Below are 16,001 nucleotides of genomic sequence, written 5' to 3'. Positions count from 1 at the left end.
CGAGGACGGAGATCTCGGATGAAACTGACCTTCCTGACTTGGCACCGGTCACGGACCTGGGCCGCGATCGCGGTTCTTACCCTGGCGGCAACCGCGGTCGTGGCCACCCCCGCCTGGGCCACCCCCGCCGGCCTGAACGGCAGAATCGCGTTCAAGGGCTACCTCGACGCCGACCGGTCGACCGGGGCGATCTTCACGATCCGGGCCGACGGCACATCCGTACGCCAGATCACCCGCCCCGAACCCGGCGCCGTCGACGACCAGCCCGACTGGTCGCCCGACGGATCCCTGATCGCTTTCCGGCGCTGCGCGCCGGACACGCCCTGTGCGATCTACACCGTGCGGCCCAACGGGTCACACCTGCGCCGGCTCAGCCCGCCCTGCGACACCACAACGCCCGAGAACCCGTGCGTGGATGAGGCGGAGGTCGCCTTCATGCCCGACGGGCACCGCGTCGTCTTCACCCGCGCCTCCGGCCGGGTACGCGATTTCCCCGGTGGGGACAGCTGGATCGAACACTCCGACATCGTCATCCGTGACCTCACCGGTCGGCACACCCGGGTCGTGGTGCGCTCGCGGCCCTTCTCCGGCGACAACATCGAGGTCGTCGCGTCCCCCGACGGCCGGTACCTCGCGTTCCAGCGGGCCAACTCGCCGTTGTCCGAGCCCGCGGGCGGCCTCGCCGTCTTCGTGGTCCGCACCGACGGCAGCCACCTACGGCGCATCACACCCTGGGCTCTGCGCGCCGGCGATCACCCCGACTGGTCACCCGACGGTCGCTGGATCCTGTTCAGGTCGAACGTCGACCAGGACTTCCTCAACTCCCAGCTCTACACCGTCCGCCCCGACGGCAGCCGCATCCGCCAGATTACCCACGTCAACGCGGACACCATGTTGCTGTCCAGTTCGTTCTCGCCCGACGGCACCGGCATCACCTACGCCCAGACCGGCGACAACGACCAGCCGGACATCTTCACCGCGCGCGCCGACGGCACCGCCGTCTTGCAGGTCACCCACACTCCTCTATGGGAGAGCGCGCCGGACTGGGGGCCCGCGTTGCCTTGACGATCGCCGCTAGGGTGGGCCGGGTTCCGGATCAATCACCCGATCGAAGGACATCTCGTGCCACGCAAACGCTACGTTGTGACGGGGGCCGTCGCGCTCGCACTCGCCGTCGCCGGCTCGACAGCGGCCTTCGCGGTCGCCGACGGCGAACCCGCCGCGGAGGGACAATTTCCCTTCGCGGTGAAGTTGCGGATGACGAACATCCCCAACCCGGACGGTACGACCCGAAACAGCGGCTGCAGCGGCTCGCTGATCGCCCCGCAGTGGATTCTCACGGCCGGCCACTGCTTCCACGACGTGAACCGGGTGCCGACCAGCGGCCCGGTGCCGTACACGACGACGGCGCAGGTCGGCCGCACCGACGACGCCGACACCACCGGGTACGTGCTCGACGTGACCGAGGACTACCAGGCGCCTTCGGGCGACATCTCGATCGCGAAGTTGTCGAGCCCGATCAACGACATCGATCCGATCGCGCTGTCGGACGCGCCGCCGGCCGTCGGCGATATCCTGCGGATCGCCGGCTGGGGCAAGCTTCTGAACACCGACCCGGACGCGGCGACCCACCTGCAGACCGGGCAGGTCGAAGTCGTGTCGGTCGAAAGCACGACGATCGGCGTCAAGGGGTATGCGCCGAAGTCGACGACCAGCGGCTGCCAGGAGGACTCCGGCGCCCCGTACTTCGCGGAGAAGGACGGCGAGGCACCCGTGCTGGTGTCGACCGACCAGACCGGACCGTCGTGCCCGCACAGCCAGACGGAAACCACGGCCCGTGTGGACCCGCTGGGCGACTGGGTGCGGTCCACGATCGCGGCGCATTAGTTCCCGGCCGAGAGCGCCCCCTTCGGCTGATGCGAGCCGATTTCAGAACCTCGCCCGTCCGGGCATCTGGACCGCCCGGAGAATTTCCGTACGCCGGGCGGGTGCGCCGTCGACCGGCGCCGGATCGTCGGCGGTCGGCTCGACTCCGCCGGCGGCGACCCGGTCGAGCGTGCGCAGCCCGGTCCGGCCGACCGTGCCGAAGATGGTGTAGTCCGGCCGCAGGGCCGAATCGGCGTACACGAGGAAGAACTGGCTGCCGTTGGTGTCCGGCCCGGCGTTGGCCATGGCCAGTACGCCGCGCGCATAGACCCGACGGGCGCCGGTCGGGTCGGTCGGCGCGGGCGGCAGGTTGGTCGGCAGCTCGTCCTTGTAGCGGTAGCCGGGGCCGCCCTCGCCCGTACCGGTCGGGTCGCCGCACTGCAGCACGCTCAGCGTGGGGTACGCGGTGAGCCGGTGGCAGACCGTCCGGTCGTAGAACCGGTGCCGGACCAGATGCAGGAAGCTCTGCACCGTGCACGGCGCGGCGGCCCGGTCGAGGCTGAGCGGGATCGGCCCGAGGTTGGTGCGCAGCACCACCTGTACGACGCCCCGGTCAGGCGTCGGCGTCGGGTCGCGGGGCAGCGGCACCGGCCGTGCGGCCGGGTCGTCCGGCGTCGGTGTGTAGGCGCAGGGGCCGCCGGTGGGCTGAGCGGGGCCGGTGCCGGTCGCCGATGCCGGCGCGGCAGCACCGACCGCGAACGCGACCCCCGCGAGGACCCCAACCAGCGTTCGGTTCAGCAATGACCGGATCACCGAAAACCTCCTCTGCCGCCGACCGAACCTGTCTAATCGATAAGCATTGATCTAGTCAAGGGCGCGGTGGCGCCCCGGACTGTTCATTCGAGAGGAGACCGGGCGACCCCTGGCGGCTCCCGCCCGGCCAGCAGCCAGGCCGCGGCGGCGGCGAGCAGCGGGAGTCCGGCGAGGAGGCCGGTCAGATGCTCGACCGGTACGGCGGCCAGGGCGTGCAGGTTGCGGTGGTACCAGGCGATCAGCGCGGCGTACGCACCGGCCGTACCCAGCAGCGCGCCGAGCAGAGCGAGGGCGCCCGCGGTGGACGCGGTCAGCCGCCGCCGTACGCCGCGACCGGCGCCGTTGGCGGACAGGGTACGCAGGTCGCGGCCGGCCTCGCTGCGGATGAGCCCGACGCTCATGGCGACCACCCCGAGCGCGACCGCCGCGCCGACCGCGGCGGCCCCGGTGCGCAGGCGGGACAGGTCGGCAGCCAACGGACGGTTCTCGATCGCAAGGTCGAGACCGGAGGCGCGGGCGGCCTGCTGAGCCTGGTCGACCTGGGCCGGGGTGAGCGGCCGGGCGGCGTCTATCAGCCAGCCCACCGGCGCCGGGGACAGGCCGAGCGCGCGGATCCCGTGCTCGGTGATCAGCGCGGTCGGGCCGGACGTATAGGCCGGCAGGCGGGTCGTGTGCTGCACGACCGGCTGCCAGGCCTCGCCCTCTCGTCCCGCGCCGAGGAGCCGGTAACCGGACAGGTCGGAGCGCGAGGTGAGCACGTCGGCCGCCGGGTCGATCGAGCCGGCCGGGATGGCGTAGTGCTGAAGGATCTCCGGCTGGGCGAGCAGGAGCGCGACCATCTCGTCGCCGCGGTATTCGGTGCTGCCCCCGGAGCGGTGCGGGATGCCGAAGGCGGCGACCGGTTTGCCGCTGAACCCGCTGTCACCGATGGACTCGGGCCGTGCCTGCGGGCTGAGCCCGCCGATCAACGGCAGCGGCGTCCCGCCGTGGACAGCGGTGACGATGGTGTCGACCGTGGACCGGGCCTGAGCGAGCTGGGTGGTGTCGAGCTGGGGTACCGGGCCCTGGATCCCGCCCGGGGTGAGCCAGACGATCAGCTCGTCTTCGGGAAGGTTGCCGCCGGTCGGGGCGGCGGCCTGGGCCGCTCCGGCGCCGACGATGATCGCGGCGGCGACGCCGACAGCCATGCTGATCGCGGCGAGCGCGGCACCGGATCGGGCCCGGTAGCGGGCCAGGTCGCGCAGAGCGAGGCGGGCGGCGACCGGGCAGGACCGCGCGATCGAGGCCAGCGCGGCCACCGCGAGCGGGGCGAGCAGCAGCACTCCGGCGGTCGTCGCGACGATGCCGCCGACGCCAAGGGCCGGACGGTCGGGCCGGGCGAACGCCAGCAACGCCCATCCGGCGGCGAGCAGCACGCTGCCGGGCAGCGCGAACCGGTGCGCCGGGCGGGGCCGGGGTGGCCGGGCCGACAGGGCGGCGACGACCGGGATCCGGGCGGCGGTGCGGGCCGGCCACCACGCGGCGCCGATCGCGGTGACCGTGGCGAGGACGACCGCGAGCAGGAGTTGTGGCCAGGGCAGGTGGAACCGGTCGATGCGGTGCTGGACGACCGTCTCGAGGCCTGGTGCGAGCAGCAGCCAGGCGGCCAGGCCGAGGGCAAGACCGGACAGGGCGGCGAGTGCGCCGACGACTGCACCGTTGGCCAGCACGACCAGGCGCAGGTGACGATGGCGGGCGCCGATCGCGGCGAGCATGCCCAGAGCGCGCAGCCGGCGCTGCGCCAGCACGGCGAAACCGGCGGCAGCCAGCAGACCGACGAAGAGCAATCCGACGGTGGCCAGGACGAGCACCACGAAGGTGGGCGCGACCCCGGAGCCGCCACGGAACTGGACCTCGGCGTCCGGCGGACGCTGCGCGGCTCGGAACTGCGCGGAGGTGGCGCGTATGAGGACGGTGGCGTGGTCGGGCGCGCCGGCCTGGCCGGGGGCGACCAGGGCGAACGCATCGAGCAGATTGGCCGGGTTCTCCACTTCGCCGACCACCGACCAGCGGTGGCCGGGTTGCTGCCAGACCCTGCCGACGTCGAGATGGAACAGGCTCGCGGTGCGGGCGGTCACGGCGATCTCGCCCGGGCCGGTGGGGTAGCGGCCGGAGTCCAGCCGGAGCATCGATCGGCCGAGCGGGCCGGTCGGTGACTGGTCGCGCAGGTCGAGCGGGGTGGCCGAACCGGGAACCGGGATCTGCCGATGACTGATCACTTCGACCGCCGGATATGCCCGTCGGGCGGCAGCTACGTCATTTTGCAGGGTGGCCCCGGTGCCGCGGAGGACGAGCAGATAGTCGGCGTCGCCGAACTGGGCCGCGCCGGACGGCAGCACGGCGCCCGCCGCGCCGAGGCCGAACACGGTGACCGCGACCGCCGCCGTGAGCAGTGCCAGGACGAACGCCTGCGAGCGCCACTCGCGACGGAAGAGCCGCCACGCCCAGCGGGACACCGCTATCCGGGCCGGCATGCCGCTCATCGGTCGGCGCCCAGCAGTGACTCGGGGCCGGGCGGTGGCATGGTGCGGTCGATGACGCGGCCGTCGCGCAGGAACACCACCCGGTCGGCCCAGGACGCCAGTTGCGCGTCGTGTGTCACGACGACGGCGGCGAGGCCGCGTTTGCAGGCGGCCAGGATGAGCCGCATGACCGTTTCGCCGGTCGTCGAGTCGAGCGCGCCGGTGGGTTCGTCGGTCAGCAGCAGGCGGCGGTCGCCGACGACCGCCCGGGCGATTGCCACACGCTGGCGTTCGCCGCCGGAGAGCTGGTCCGGGAAGTGCCCGGCGCGGTCGGTCAGACCGAGCAGATCGAGGGCGTCGAGCCCGGCCTGCCGGGCCCGGCGAGAGCGTACGCCGTCCAGCTCGAGCGGCAGCGCCACGTTCTCCACCGCGGTCAGTCCGGGCAGCAGGTTGAAGTCCTGGAAGACGTATCCGATCGAGCGGCGCCGCAGCCGGGCCAGCTCGTCGCGGCTCATGCCGGTCAGGGCCGCGCCGCCGATCAGCACCTCGCCCGAGGTCGGTGCCTCGAGGCTGCCGGCGATGGTCAGCAGGGTGCTCTTGCCGGAGCCGCTCGGGCCCATCACCGCGACCATCGTGCCCGGGTCGACGGACAGATCCACGCCGGCCAGCGCGGTCACTTCGGAGGCGCCCTGCCCGTACACCTTGCCGACCGCTCGCATCTCGAGCACGCTCATCGCCGGCCTCCGCCCACGCGCCGCCTCAGTTTCGGCATCGGCCCGCTGCTCTCGACGGCCGGCGGAGGCTCGACCGAGGCCCGGCGGAGGCGCCCGTCGGCGGCGTCGAGCCAGCGGATCACCGAGTCGAGCCGGAACAACTCGGCGTCGACGACCAGTGCGAGTCCGAGGTCGGTGTCGGCCTCGTCCTCTTTGAGCCGGGTCCATTGCTGCATCAGCTCGACCAGGTAGCGCCGGTGCGACTGAATGATCTCGTGCACGTCGACGCCGGGCAGCCGGGCCGCCACCAGCACTTTGATGACCAGTTCGTCGCGGGGCGGGGAGGCCAGGTCGGGCGGAGTACGCAGCCAGCCGGACAGCTCGTGCTCGCCACCGGAGGTGATCCGGAAGCCCTTCTGTGGGCCCGGCTCGGCCGCGTCGTCGGACTCCACCAGCCCGTCACGTTCGAGCCGTTGCAGTGTCGTGTAGACCTGCCCGACGTTGAGCGGCCACACCTCGCCCGTCCGCTCGACGAACTCCTCGCGCAGCTGAAGCCCGTATTTGGGGCCCTCGGAGAGCAGCGCCAGCAGCGCGTGCCGGACACTCATGGGATTACTCTCACCGGTATCATGCCCGTGACAATACTGGGTATACAAAAAGATCGCCAGTAGACCGTCAAAGGGCCTCACGTACGACCAAGGCGGTTCGCTGATCGGCGGCGTGCACCCGCTTGCCGAAATCGCCTCGGCCCACCGCGCCTTCGACTCGGGCGGCGTCCTGGGCCGGCAGATCGTGCGGGTGAGCGCGCCGGAGGATTCGGCGTGACCGAAGCGGAAGCCGCACCGGGCGACGGATTTCATCGAGCTGGTGCACGAACTGCGCAGTGATCACCCGGGAGCACGGGATCGCCCGCGCCTTCGGCCGCCGCGCGGACAGTGCCACCGAGGCGACGCCCGCATGATCAGCTCGACCACCGTTCCGCCGTCGCCCAGCGTGTCCCGGTTACGCGCGCCCGATCCGGCCGGTGCCGGCCTGCCGTTGCGCGCGGCGCGCACGCAGCGTCGTCGGAGTCGGCCGTCGTCCTGCCCTGACCGATGAGTTTCGGGCCCGGCGCCGGTCTGTCCTACCGGAACGACCCGACGTTGAAGGGAACCGCACCATGGCCAAGGTCATCTCCACGCTGTTCATCTCTGCCGACGGGGTTGCCGAGATCGACCTCGACTGGCATTTTCCCTACTTCGACGACAACATGGGCCGCGCGGTGGGTGAGGACTACGACACCTCGGACGTGTTGCTCATCGGCCGGGCCACCTACGACAGCTTCGCGGGTGCGTGGCCGGGCCGGGAGGTCGCAGGCGGGGACGACGCGGCTTTCGCGAAACAGCTGGGCGACGTACGGAAAATTGTTGTTTCGCGGCAGCCGCTGGAGTTCACGTGGCGAAATTCGGAGCTGCTCGACGGCGAGCTCGCTCCGGCGGTCGCCGCGCTGAAGGCTGACGCCGGCATCAGAGGAATTCTGGTTCCCGGTTCGATCTCGGTGGTGCAGCAGCTGCTCGCGGCCGGCCTGCTCGACGAGCTGCGCCTGCTGGTGCATCCGGTGGCGGCCCGGAAGGGGCGCCGGCTATTCGACGACGGCGACACCCCCCTCCACCTGACAGTGACCGCGACCGAGGTCTTCCCGACCGGCGTGATCCGTGTGATCTACGCACCGGCCGAGATGCCGGCCAAGGTCAGCTACGACGCGGTCAGAGGCAAGGTTCCCGAGGGAACCAGGTAGAGAGGCTTCAGCAGTCTCGCCGGGGAGGCTATCGGTCTCAGCACCCTGCCGAGCACCACCCGCGACCCAGTTGGCGAATTTGGGAGCGCTCCCCTAGTGTGCGCGACGGAGGGGCGAATAGATCTACATCAATGTTGATCCGCCGTTGGCTCCTAAATATTGCCCCCATGTTGCCGGCGTCGCAGCGGCGTGCTGCCCGGTGGACCGACCCGCTCACTGTGGAGGACTTGAATGCATACTCGACGGTGGCGGACGTGGCGACGAGTCACCGCCGGCGGCATAGCCGCGACTCTGGTCGCGGGCGGCGTGACCGCCCAGGCCGCTCCGGCCCTGGCCGCGTCGACCGGACCGACGCTGTCCGTCGACGTGTCCGCCGGGCGGCATCCGATCAGCCCGGACATCTACGGGCTCAATGGCGCCGACCCGGCGTTCGCCGCCGAGATCGGCCTGCCGGTGGCGCGCTGGGGCGGCAATGCGAGCAGCCGCTACAACTTCAAGAACCACACGTACAACACCGGCAGCGACTGGTATTTCGAGAACATCGTCGCCGCGCCGGAGAACACCCTCGAATCGTTCGTCCAGACCAACCGCGACCGCGGCACCAAGCAGATCGTCGCCGTGCCGATGATCGGCTGGGTAGCCAAGGACTCGCCGCAGTCCCACCCATTCGCCTGTGGTTTTCCGGCGACCCGCTTCCCGGCGCAGGACAGTTTCGACCAGTGGGACCCGAACTGCGGTAACGGCAAGCTCGACGGCACGGACCTCACCGGCGCGGACCCGGCCGACACCTCGATCCCGGCCGGTCCCTCGTTCGACGGCGAGATGGTGACACACCTGGTGAGCCAGTTCGGCCCGGCGGCGCGGGGCGGCGTCCGCATCTACGAGCTCGACAACGAGCCGGTGCTCTGGAGCTCCACCCACCGCGACGTGCACCCGGGCGCGGTGACCTACGACGAGTTGGGCGGCAAGGGCACGGCGACTGCTGCCGCCATCAAAGCGGCCGATCGCGGCGCCGCCGTGCTCGGCCCGTCCGGCTGGGGCTACTGCGAGTGGGTCGCGTCCGGCGTGGACGGGTGCGCGCCGGGTGCCGACGCGGCCGCGCACGGCGGGCTCAACCTCTCCCAGTGGTACCTGAAGAACATGAAGGACTACGGCGACTCGCACGGCGGAAAGCGTTTCCTCGACTACTTCGACCAGCACTACTACCCGCAGATCAGCGGAGGTACGGACCCCGACTCGGACGCGCTGCGCCTGCGGTCCACCCGTTCGCTCTGGGACCCCGCCTATGTCGACGAGTCGTGGATCGGCCCGACCGGCGTGAACGCCCCGCCGCTGCAGTTCATCCGTACGATGAAGGCCTGGGCGGCTCAGTACTATCCCGGCACCAAGGTCGCCATCACCGAGTACAACTGGGGCGCCCTGGACGACATCAACGGCGCGCTGGCCGAGGCCGACGTCCTCGGCATCTTCGGGCGGGAAGGGCTCGATCTCGCCACCATGTGGGGCGAACCGCAGCCGACCCAACCCGGCGCCTACGCGTTCCGGATGTACCGGGACTACGACGGTGCGGGCGGCCGATTCGGCGACGTCAGCGTGTCGGCAGCCAGCAGCGATCAGGGCCGGCTGGCGGTGTACGCCGCCCAGCGCTGGTCCGACAAAGCACTGACCCTCACCGTCATCAACAAGACGGACGAGGATCTGACGTCAACCCTGTCCATTGCCGGCTTCCGCTGCCCGGGCAAGGCGAAGCGGTACACCTACAGCCCGGCAGGTCTCACCTCGATCGCCCGCGATGACGATCTCGCGGTGAACCAGGGCAGCGCGACAGCGACGTACCCGGCGAACTCCATCACGACGCTGGTCCTGCCCCGGAACTGAGCGGTCCAGGCGACGACCCGAAGTCGGGGCGGTCGCCGCGACCAGGGTGCCGCGAGAGTGACCATCGCCCGGGTCCGGCGTCGCCAGGGAGGAAACGGTACGAGTGCCGGGGCACCGTCCCGCACGCCGGCCAGTCGTGCGCGGGTGTCAGCTCACGTGAGGGGCGCGTGGTCAGCCGCGCCGGGACGGCTCAACCCGTTCTCATACCCCGCCGCCGTTGGCCATGCGCGTCGGCCCAGTCCGGTTGGTCGCCCGGCGCCGATCTGGCAACGCGCGTACCCGATCGGGTGAGGTGCTTGGTAGCGGCCACTAGCGTCGAGTCATGACCGAACACCTGCCCGGTCGGCACGACGGCCCCGCATCCGGTCTGCTCGGCCCACGCTCGGTTGCCCTTCGCAGGTGATCGGCGCTGCCTTCGGCGTGGCGTCCTTGACGCGTCGGCGGCCGCAGCGCCTGGCAGTCCACCCCGTGATCCTTCCGAAGTCCGCGCACGAGCAGCAGAGACCTTCCCACCGTGCGGCGACGAGATTCGATGGGCTCCGTCGGTGTTCCGCGCTTCTGCTGCGGCAAAACAGGAACTTCGCCCGGGCTCACGGGGGAGTGGACTTACGATGATCAACGCCGACTGATGGGTCTATTCTCGGGCGATGCCTCGCGTCGTGAAACTCGTAAAGCGGAAGCTCAACGGCAACGACGGTAGCTGGCTCACCTATCACCTTGGTGATGACGGGGGTGGCTCCTGGCTGTTCCACCCTGAAGGCACCTCCTACACGGGTCGGTGGGCTGACGGCCGCGAGGCCACGTGCTTTTCCGGAATCCCCGAGGAACCAGGCTGCCCCATTCTGTACTTCGCACCACATCAGGGCGGTTGGGTCGCTGCCTGGCGGCACACACCTCAGACCGCGATCAACATCGACTTGTCCCGCCCGGTGACGCGAAGCGGGGACGTGTGGGGCTTCGTCGATCTAGAACTCGACCTCTGGCACGTCCCGGACGACGACACGCCTCCCGGCACCGATCCTCGTCCCAGGCTCAGCCGTCACGGCAGGACGGTCGGTATCGCCGACGACGACGAACTTGACGACGCCGTCAGCAGCGGACGGATTACCCCAGCCGAGGCGGACCGGACGCGCGACGAAGCACGGTACGTCGCCGGCTTGGTTCTCGACGCGGCCCACCCCTTCACCCAAGCTGCCTGGGAACGCTTCGGGGAGGCAATCGCCCGAAGACTGCCGGCTCCTCAGCAACCACAGGTCACCCTTCAACCGTGAGCCCGGTCGATGGCCGTCGGAAGCGTATCGGGTGCGTCATAGGTGACGGTCGGTCACTGACAAGCCGACCATGTCGCGTCGTCATCGCGGCAAATCAGTACGCCGTCCCGAGCAAGCGCGAAAGCTGCGTCCGACCCTTTGGGGAGTGGGTGATCATGAAGTAGAGGCTGACCAAGCGAATGAACTCAGAGACTTACTTAACGAGTCGTTTCATCGGCGTCTTCGACCCCGAAATCAATACCGATGAGTACGACTGCATGATTCAGCCACTGCTGGAGATGCTGGCAGCGGTAGCAGACGCCGACGACGCCGCCCAGTTCCTTGATGGTGAGATCACCGGTCACTTCGGCATGTCACCCGGAATGGGTGGAAACGGCCTCGATGGCGAGCGGCAAATACTCTACTCGCCCGGGCCCTGACCAACGCCCTCAAGCACGCCGGCGCGCGCACCTCCGTCGGCCTGTGCCTAGCGGCCGACTCCTGCCTGGTCCCCATCGTCGTGCACGACAGACGAACCGGCGCCCGAGGCCGACCGGCCGGAGCGCCGTTTTAACAGTCGTCTCAGGTCCGCTCGGTATGAACTAGGCATTGCCGGGCGACGCGGGCCTCGGCCCCGCCGGCATGGCCGAACGCGCCGCGATCTACGGCGGAACGGTCAGCGTCAGCGCCGGCCCGCACCGGACGGTGGCTGGACCGTCCACGCGACTCCGAAAGGCAGCGATTCATGATCTCTGTGCTTGTGGTGGACGCCCAGCCGCTGCAGCGCTTCGGGTTTCGCGTGCTGCTCGAGAGCAACCCCGACACCGAGATCGTCGGCGAAGCCGAGAACGGCGCCGAGGCCGTTCGGCGGATCACCGAGCTGCATCCCGACGTGGTGCTGATGGACATCCGCATGCCGGGCGTCGACGGGATCGAGGCCACCCGGCGCATCGTCGCCGCCGGTGGGCGTTCGCGGATCCTGGTGCTGACGACGTTCGACGTTGACCGTTACGCGTTCGCCGCGCTGCGGGCCGGAGTGAGCGGTTTCCTGCTCAAGGACATCCGCCCGGAGGAGTTGCTCGCCGGGATCCGGGCCGTCGCCGCCGGGGACGCGGTGATCGCGCCGGCGCTGACCCGGCGGCTGCTCGACGCGTTCGCCGACCGGCTCGACGATGACCTCTGCGAGCCCGTACGGGAGGATCCCCGGCTGGACTACCTGACCGACCGCCAGCGCGAGATCCTCGTCGCCATCGGCCACGGCCTCACCAACGGCGAGATCGCGCAACGGTTCACGCTGTCGGAGTCGACGGTGAAGACCCACGTCGGGCGGATCCTCGCCAAGATCGGCGCGCGGGATCGGATCCAGGCCGTGATCCTCGCCTACGACCTGAGACTCGTCCGGCCGATTTAGCGCTTGATCCCGCGCGTCCGTCGGCGGCGCGAGCGTAACTCCCAGCCGCACCGCTCCGCTGCCGGGCGCGCGTGTCACCGCCCGTCCGACCGCCACGGCGCAGCGCGGGTGGGAGTTCATTGCGTACGTGTGTGAGCTCGGAGCTGTTCTTCGGCTTGTTGACCTCGGCGAGCTCACACACGTTCGACGCTTCGTCAGGACTTGCGGAGGGAGACCGTCATGATGCCGATGCACATCTCGTCGCTGGTGCCGTCGCCCCACACCACGTAGCGCGGCGGCAGCTTTCTCAGCTGCGGCACGAGTTTGCGCAGCCCCGCGTCGTGCGTACACGTCACCCGCAGCGTGTCCCCCGGACCGATGTCCACCGGCGCCGGCAGCTGCACCAGCCGCTGGTTGTCGAAGTTGAACTGCGGCACGTCCAGCACGACCTTGGCCTTCGGAGTGCCCGGGTTGAGTTCGACCTTGATGGCTCGCCCGAGCATGTGCATGTGGCCGAAACCGGCGAACAGCGTCATCGGTGCCTCCACCTTGTGGTCGCAGGTCTGGGTGTTGCCGGGCTTCGGCACGCCGCCGTCGCACTCCTTCACCTGACGGTCCGCCATTTCGCCGACGTCCGGCCCGAACCGCTTCGTCACGTCCGCTATCGAGGCCGCCCGGTCACAGAGCGGACCCGACTCGTCGGGGGCGCAGGGCAATTCGGTCGGTGCGTCGAGCGGCAACGTTTCGAGTTCCCGGGTCTGCGGTGTGCCGTCGGTCAGCCGTAGCCGCACCGCCGACTGGTCCGGCCCGGCCGGCTTGCCGTCGGTCGCGAGCAGGTTGTAGTGGATCTGGAGGATGAGCAGGCTGCCCGGCTCCAGCTTGTAGCCGGCGTCCTGGTTGAGCAGCGCCTCCGTGGTGCCCGGCGCCCAGGTGTCGACCCACGCCGCGTCCCCTTCTTCTACCTCGGCGCCCTGCACGCCGGTCCCGCCGAAACACTGCCAGCCGAGGCCAGGGGTCTTCGCGTCCTGCTTGCGCACCGCGGCAGCGCCGCCCGGCGGCACCGCGTACACGATGGCGTGGTGCGCGATGGCGACGTTCCCCGGCATGAACTGGGTGCCGGTCAGGAACGCCGCCTTGGTCAGACCCGGATCGATCATCTGGCACCGGTACTCGTCCGTGCCGCCCTTCGGCGGCACGGGCGTGTAGGCCCCGGCCATCTTCAGGTTGACGAACCGCTCGCCGGCGCGCAGTGGCTGCGGTTGAGACGGTGAACCGCCCGCGTGCCCGCTGTGCGGGTCGGCCGGGGCGGGCGCCGAACTGGTGCCGGCTTTCGACCCGCAGGCGACGACAGTGAACGCCGTCGCCAGCGCCAGGGCGGCTGCCCCGAATTTCCACCGTGGACTGTCACGTTTCTTCATAGCCTGAACGCTAGGCCCGATTCTGTCCCGTTTCGTCGTACCGCGGTCGTCATCTCGAGAAGGAGGTGGTACCGCGGTACTGCTCTGAAGCGCGTCTGCTGCAGAACACCTGGTTCGGCCACCCGGGCTGAGCGCCGCATTAACGGTCGTCTCAGATTCGCTCGGTACGAATTCGGCGTCAGACAAGCGATGTACGCGTATGTAGGAGGCTAGCGAATGGCAGTCAACGAAGCGCCGTCCGGGGAGACGCCGCCCGGTCGGTTGGCAAGCCGGTGGGTGCCGTGGTTGGTGATCGGGTTGTGGGTGGTGCTGGCGGCGGTCATGGTGCCGCTGAGCGGAAAGTTGAGTTCGGTCACCACCGACAGTGCGGCAAACACCCTGCCGGCCAGCGCCGAGTCCACCAAGGTCGCGGTACTGGAGGACAGTCTCCCCGGCGGCGAGGACAACACGTTCGTCTTCGTGTACCACCGCGACGGGGGCATGACCGACGCCGACCGCGCGACGGTCGAGCGCCAGTACAAGACCCTTGCCAAGCGGTACCCGCCGCAGGTGACGGCGGCGGCCGGCGGCAAGGACGAGGGCCCAGCGACGAGACCCTCCACCGACGGCAAGGCGATGATGTTCACCCTCCAGGTGAGCGCGACCTACGGCGCAGCGGAGACCCTCGTCGGCCCGTTGCGTGACGCCGCGAAGGACCGCCCTGCCGGCCTGGAACTCGACGTGACCGGCCCGGCCGCGGTCGACGGCGACATGAACGCCATCTTCGACGGCATCGACCTGCAGGTCTTCCTCACCACCGTCATCGTCGTCACGCTCCTGCTCATCCTCACCTACCGCAGCCCGGTGCTGTGGTTCATCCCGCTGGTGGCCGTGGGCGCGGCCGCACTGACCGCGATGGCGACGGTCTACCTGCTCGTCAAGGGCTTCGGGATCGTCGTCAACGACCAGAACTCGGCGCTGTTGACGATCCTGGTATTCGGCGTCGGGACGGACTACGCGCTGTTGCTCATCTCCCGGTACCGGGAGGCACTGCACCACCACGAGAACGTCCGGGTCGCGATGGTCCACGCGCTACGCGGCGCGGCGCCGGCCATCGTCGCGTCCGCGGCCACCGTGGTCGCCGGCCTGCTCTGCCTGCTCGCCGCCGACCTGAACAGCACCAGCGGGTTGGGCCCGATCGGTGCGGCCGGCATTCTGTGCGCGCTGGTGGCCATGCTGACGTTGTTCCCGGCGGTGCTCGTGGTGCTCGGCCGGTGGATCTTCTGGCCAGCCATCCCGCGGTTCAGCACGGCCGTGGCGGAGAAGCCGGGGGTGTGGGGGCGGCTCGGCGCCGCCATCAGCCGCCGCCGGTGGGTGGCGACTCTCGGCTCGCTCGGGATCCTCGGCGTGCTCGCCATCGGGCTGGCGGGCAACACCGGCGCCCTGCGCGAGCAGGACCAGTTCCCGTCCGCACCGGAGTCGGTCACCGGCTTCACCGTTCTCCGCCAGCACTTCCCGGAGCTCGGCGGCCAGCCGATGACGATCCTCACGCGGCCGGCGCAACAGAAGCCGGTGCTCGACATCGTCAAGGGCACTCGCGGTGTGGCCATGGCCGTCCCGGAGCAGACCAGCGGTGGCTGGGCCAACATCTCCGTGTTCCCGACGGACGCGCCGGACACCGTCGCGGAGTACGACACGATCAAGCGGGTGCGCACCGCTGTGCACGCAGTGAGCGGGGCGGAGGCAATCGTCGGCGGGCCGAGTGCGGAGAACCTCGACACCGAAGTGACCACCCGCCGCGACGAGAAACTGGTGATCCCGCTGGTGCTCGCCGTCGTCCTGATCGTGCTCGGGCTGCTGCTGCGCGCGATTGTGGCCCCGCTGGCCCTGATGGCCACCGTGATCGTCTCATTCGCCGCAGCCTTCGGCGGCAGCGTGTTCGTCTTCGACACGATCCTCGGGTTCAAGGGCGTCGACTCTTCCGTGCCGCTGCTGGCATTCATGTTCCTGGTGGCGCTCGGCGTCGACTACAACATCTTCCTGTCCAGCCGGGCCCGGGAGGAGGCCGTGCGTCTCGGCACCCGAGGGGGCATGCTCAAAGCCCTCTCGGCCACCGGTGGCGTCATCACCTCGGCAGGGCTGGTCCTGGCGGCCACGTTCGCGGTCCTCGCCACACTTCCGCTGGTGATGCTGATCGAGGTCGGGTTCCTGGTCGCCTTCGGCGTGCTGCTCGACGCCCTGCTGGTGCGGTCGGTCCTGGTGCCCGCCCTCACCCTGGTGATCGGCCGGCGGATCTGGTGGCCGAGCCGGCTGTCCCGGCCGGCGGCGGAGCCGCCGACCAGGCACCAGTCGCTCGCCGAGGACGAGGAGCCCGCGCTGCAACGGTGAGCGCGGCGGCACGGACGAGATCCGGGAC

Annotated in this window: 13 protein-coding genes; 8 read left to right on the top strand and 5 right to left on the bottom strand. The window is 70.1% G+C overall.

All coding sequences use genetic code 11. The features are described 5' to 3' along the window. Positions 1–18: 18 nt before the first annotated feature. Together ACIA5C_RS00570 and ACIA5C_RS00565 are read left to right on the top strand one after the other, a co-directional pair. Positions 19–1,065, top strand: coding sequence for a hypothetical protein (locus ACIA5C_RS00570; protein WP_396049772.1), 1,047 nt, complete (start codon positions 19–21; stop codon positions 1,063–1,065). A gap of 57 nt (positions 1,066–1,122) precedes the next feature. Then, positions 1,123–1,887 (top strand): S1 family peptidase, encoded by a 765-nt coding sequence (locus tag ACIA5C_RS00565; protein ID WP_396049771.1) that lies wholly within the window; start codon positions 1,123–1,125, stop codon positions 1,885–1,887. 42 nt (positions 1,888–1,929) lie between these two features. Here the strand turns inward: ACIA5C_RS00565 and ACIA5C_RS00560 are convergent, their stop codons facing one another. The 4 genes from ACIA5C_RS00560 to ACIA5C_RS00545 all read right to left on the bottom strand — a co-directional run bounded on the left by ACIA5C_RS00560 (position 1,930) and on the right by ACIA5C_RS00545 (position 6,501). Further along, a complete protein-coding gene (locus ACIA5C_RS00560) occupies positions 1,930–2,679 on the bottom strand; it encodes a peptidylprolyl isomerase (protein WP_396049769.1) in 750 nt (249 codons plus the stop codon). An 83-nt stretch (positions 2,680–2,762) separates the two neighbouring features. Further along, a complete protein-coding gene (locus tag ACIA5C_RS00555) occupies positions 2,763–5,201 on the bottom strand; it encodes an FtsX-like permease family protein (RefSeq protein ID WP_396049768.1) in 2,439 nt (812 codons plus the stop codon). Next, positions 5,198–5,914, bottom strand: a complete 717-nt coding sequence (locus tag ACIA5C_RS00550; protein ID WP_396049766.1) for an ABC transporter ATP-binding protein — start codon at positions 5,912–5,914, stop codon at positions 5,198–5,200. Before ACIA5C_RS00550 ends, ACIA5C_RS00555 begins: the two co-directional genes overlap by 4 nt. Beyond that, complete coding sequence (locus ACIA5C_RS00545) at positions 5,911–6,501, bottom strand: PadR family transcriptional regulator (protein WP_396049764.1); 591 nt, start codon at positions 6,499–6,501, stop codon at positions 5,911–5,913. The genes ACIA5C_RS00550 and ACIA5C_RS00545 overlap by 4 nt, the downstream gene beginning before the upstream one ends. Positions 6,502–7,052: 551 nt before the next feature. Between ACIA5C_RS00545 and ACIA5C_RS00540 the strand changes: the two genes are divergently transcribed. The 5 genes from ACIA5C_RS00540 (at position 7,053) to ACIA5C_RS00520 (ending at position 12,209) form a co-directional block, all read left to right on the top strand. Beyond that, positions 7,053–7,670 carry a dihydrofolate reductase family protein gene (locus ACIA5C_RS00540; protein ID WP_396049762.1) on the top strand — a complete coding sequence of 206 codons (618 nt, stop codon included), beginning with the start codon at positions 7,053–7,055 and terminating at the stop codon, positions 7,668–7,670. Between the two features lie 231 nt (positions 7,671–7,901). Then, complete coding sequence (locus tag ACIA5C_RS00535) at positions 7,902–9,548, top strand: glycoside hydrolase family 44 protein (RefSeq protein WP_396049761.1); 1,647 nt, start codon at positions 7,902–7,904, stop codon at positions 9,546–9,548. A gap of 647 nt (positions 9,549–10,195) precedes the next feature. Then, on the top strand, positions 10,196–10,819 hold the full coding sequence (locus tag ACIA5C_RS00530) for a hypothetical protein (protein WP_396049760.1): 624 nt from the start codon (positions 10,196–10,198) through the stop codon (positions 10,817–10,819). 179 nt (positions 10,820–10,998) lie between these two features. Next, positions 10,999–11,238, top strand: coding sequence for a hypothetical protein (locus ACIA5C_RS00525; RefSeq protein ID WP_396049758.1), 240 nt, complete (start codon positions 10,999–11,001; stop codon positions 11,236–11,238). Positions 11,239–11,543: 305 nt separating this feature from the next. Then, complete coding sequence (locus ACIA5C_RS00520; protein ID WP_396049757.1) at positions 11,544–12,209, top strand: response regulator; 666 nt, start codon at positions 11,544–11,546, stop codon at positions 12,207–12,209. 194 nt (positions 12,210–12,403) lie between these two features. Here ACIA5C_RS00520 and ACIA5C_RS00515 read toward each other — a convergent pair whose 3' ends face one another. Continuing rightward, entirely contained in the window at positions 12,404–13,606 is a 1,203-nt protein-coding gene (locus ACIA5C_RS00515; RefSeq protein ID WP_396049756.1) for a monooxygenase, read from the bottom strand. 216 nt (positions 13,607–13,822) lie between these two features. Here ACIA5C_RS00515 and ACIA5C_RS00510 point away from each other — a divergent pair, with 216 nt between their 5' ends. Then, the gene (locus ACIA5C_RS00510) at positions 13,823–15,973 is read left to right on the top strand and encodes an MMPL family transporter (protein WP_396049754.1); all 2,151 of its coding nucleotides are present in this window, start codon (positions 13,823–13,825) and stop codon (positions 15,971–15,973) included. The last annotated feature ends 28 nt before the right edge of the window (positions 15,974–16,001 follow it).

Source organism: Actinoplanes sp. NPDC051343 (assembly GCF_044455125.1).
Lineage (GTDB): Bacteria > Actinomycetota > Actinomycetes > Mycobacteriales > Micromonosporaceae > Actinoplanes.
Note: the sequence above shows the minus strand (reverse complement) of the source record. Positions and strands in the feature narration are given on the sequence as shown.

Excerpts from the sequence above, each read along its gene's own strand:
- ACIA5C_RS00570 (WP_396049772.1), top strand. The coding sequence starts at position 19 with ATGAAACTGACCTTCCTGACTTGGCACCGGTCACGGACCTGGGCCGCG.
- ACIA5C_RS00555 (WP_396049768.1), bottom strand. The coding sequence starts at position 5,201 with ATGAGCGGCATGCCGGCCCGGATAGCGGTGTCCCGCTGGGCGTGGCGG.
- ACIA5C_RS00550 (WP_396049766.1), bottom strand. The coding sequence starts at position 5,914 with ATGAGCGTGCTCGAGATGCGAGCGGTCGGCAAGGTGTACGGGCAGGGC.
- ACIA5C_RS00545 (WP_396049764.1), bottom strand. The coding sequence starts at position 6,501 with ATGAGTGTCCGGCACGCGCTGCTGGCGCTGCTCTCCGAGGGCCCCAAA.
- ACIA5C_RS00540 (WP_396049762.1), top strand. The coding sequence starts at position 7,053 with ATGGCCAAGGTCATCTCCACGCTGTTCATCTCTGCCGACGGGGTTGCC.
- ACIA5C_RS00535 (WP_396049761.1), top strand. The coding sequence starts at position 7,902 with ATGCATACTCGACGGTGGCGGACGTGGCGACGAGTCACCGCCGGCGGC.
- ACIA5C_RS00530 (WP_396049760.1), top strand. The coding sequence starts at position 10,196 with ATGCCTCGCGTCGTGAAACTCGTAAAGCGGAAGCTCAACGGCAACGAC.
- ACIA5C_RS00525 (WP_396049758.1), top strand. The coding sequence starts at position 10,999 with ATGAACTCAGAGACTTACTTAACGAGTCGTTTCATCGGCGTCTTCGAC.
- ACIA5C_RS00520 (WP_396049757.1), top strand. The coding sequence starts at position 11,544 with ATGATCTCTGTGCTTGTGGTGGACGCCCAGCCGCTGCAGCGCTTCGGG.
- ACIA5C_RS00515 (WP_396049756.1), bottom strand. The coding sequence starts at position 13,606 with ATGAAGAAACGTGACAGTCCACGGTGGAAATTCGGGGCAGCCGCCCTG.
- ACIA5C_RS00510 (WP_396049754.1), top strand. The coding sequence starts at position 13,823 with ATGGCAGTCAACGAAGCGCCGTCCGGGGAGACGCCGCCCGGTCGGTTG.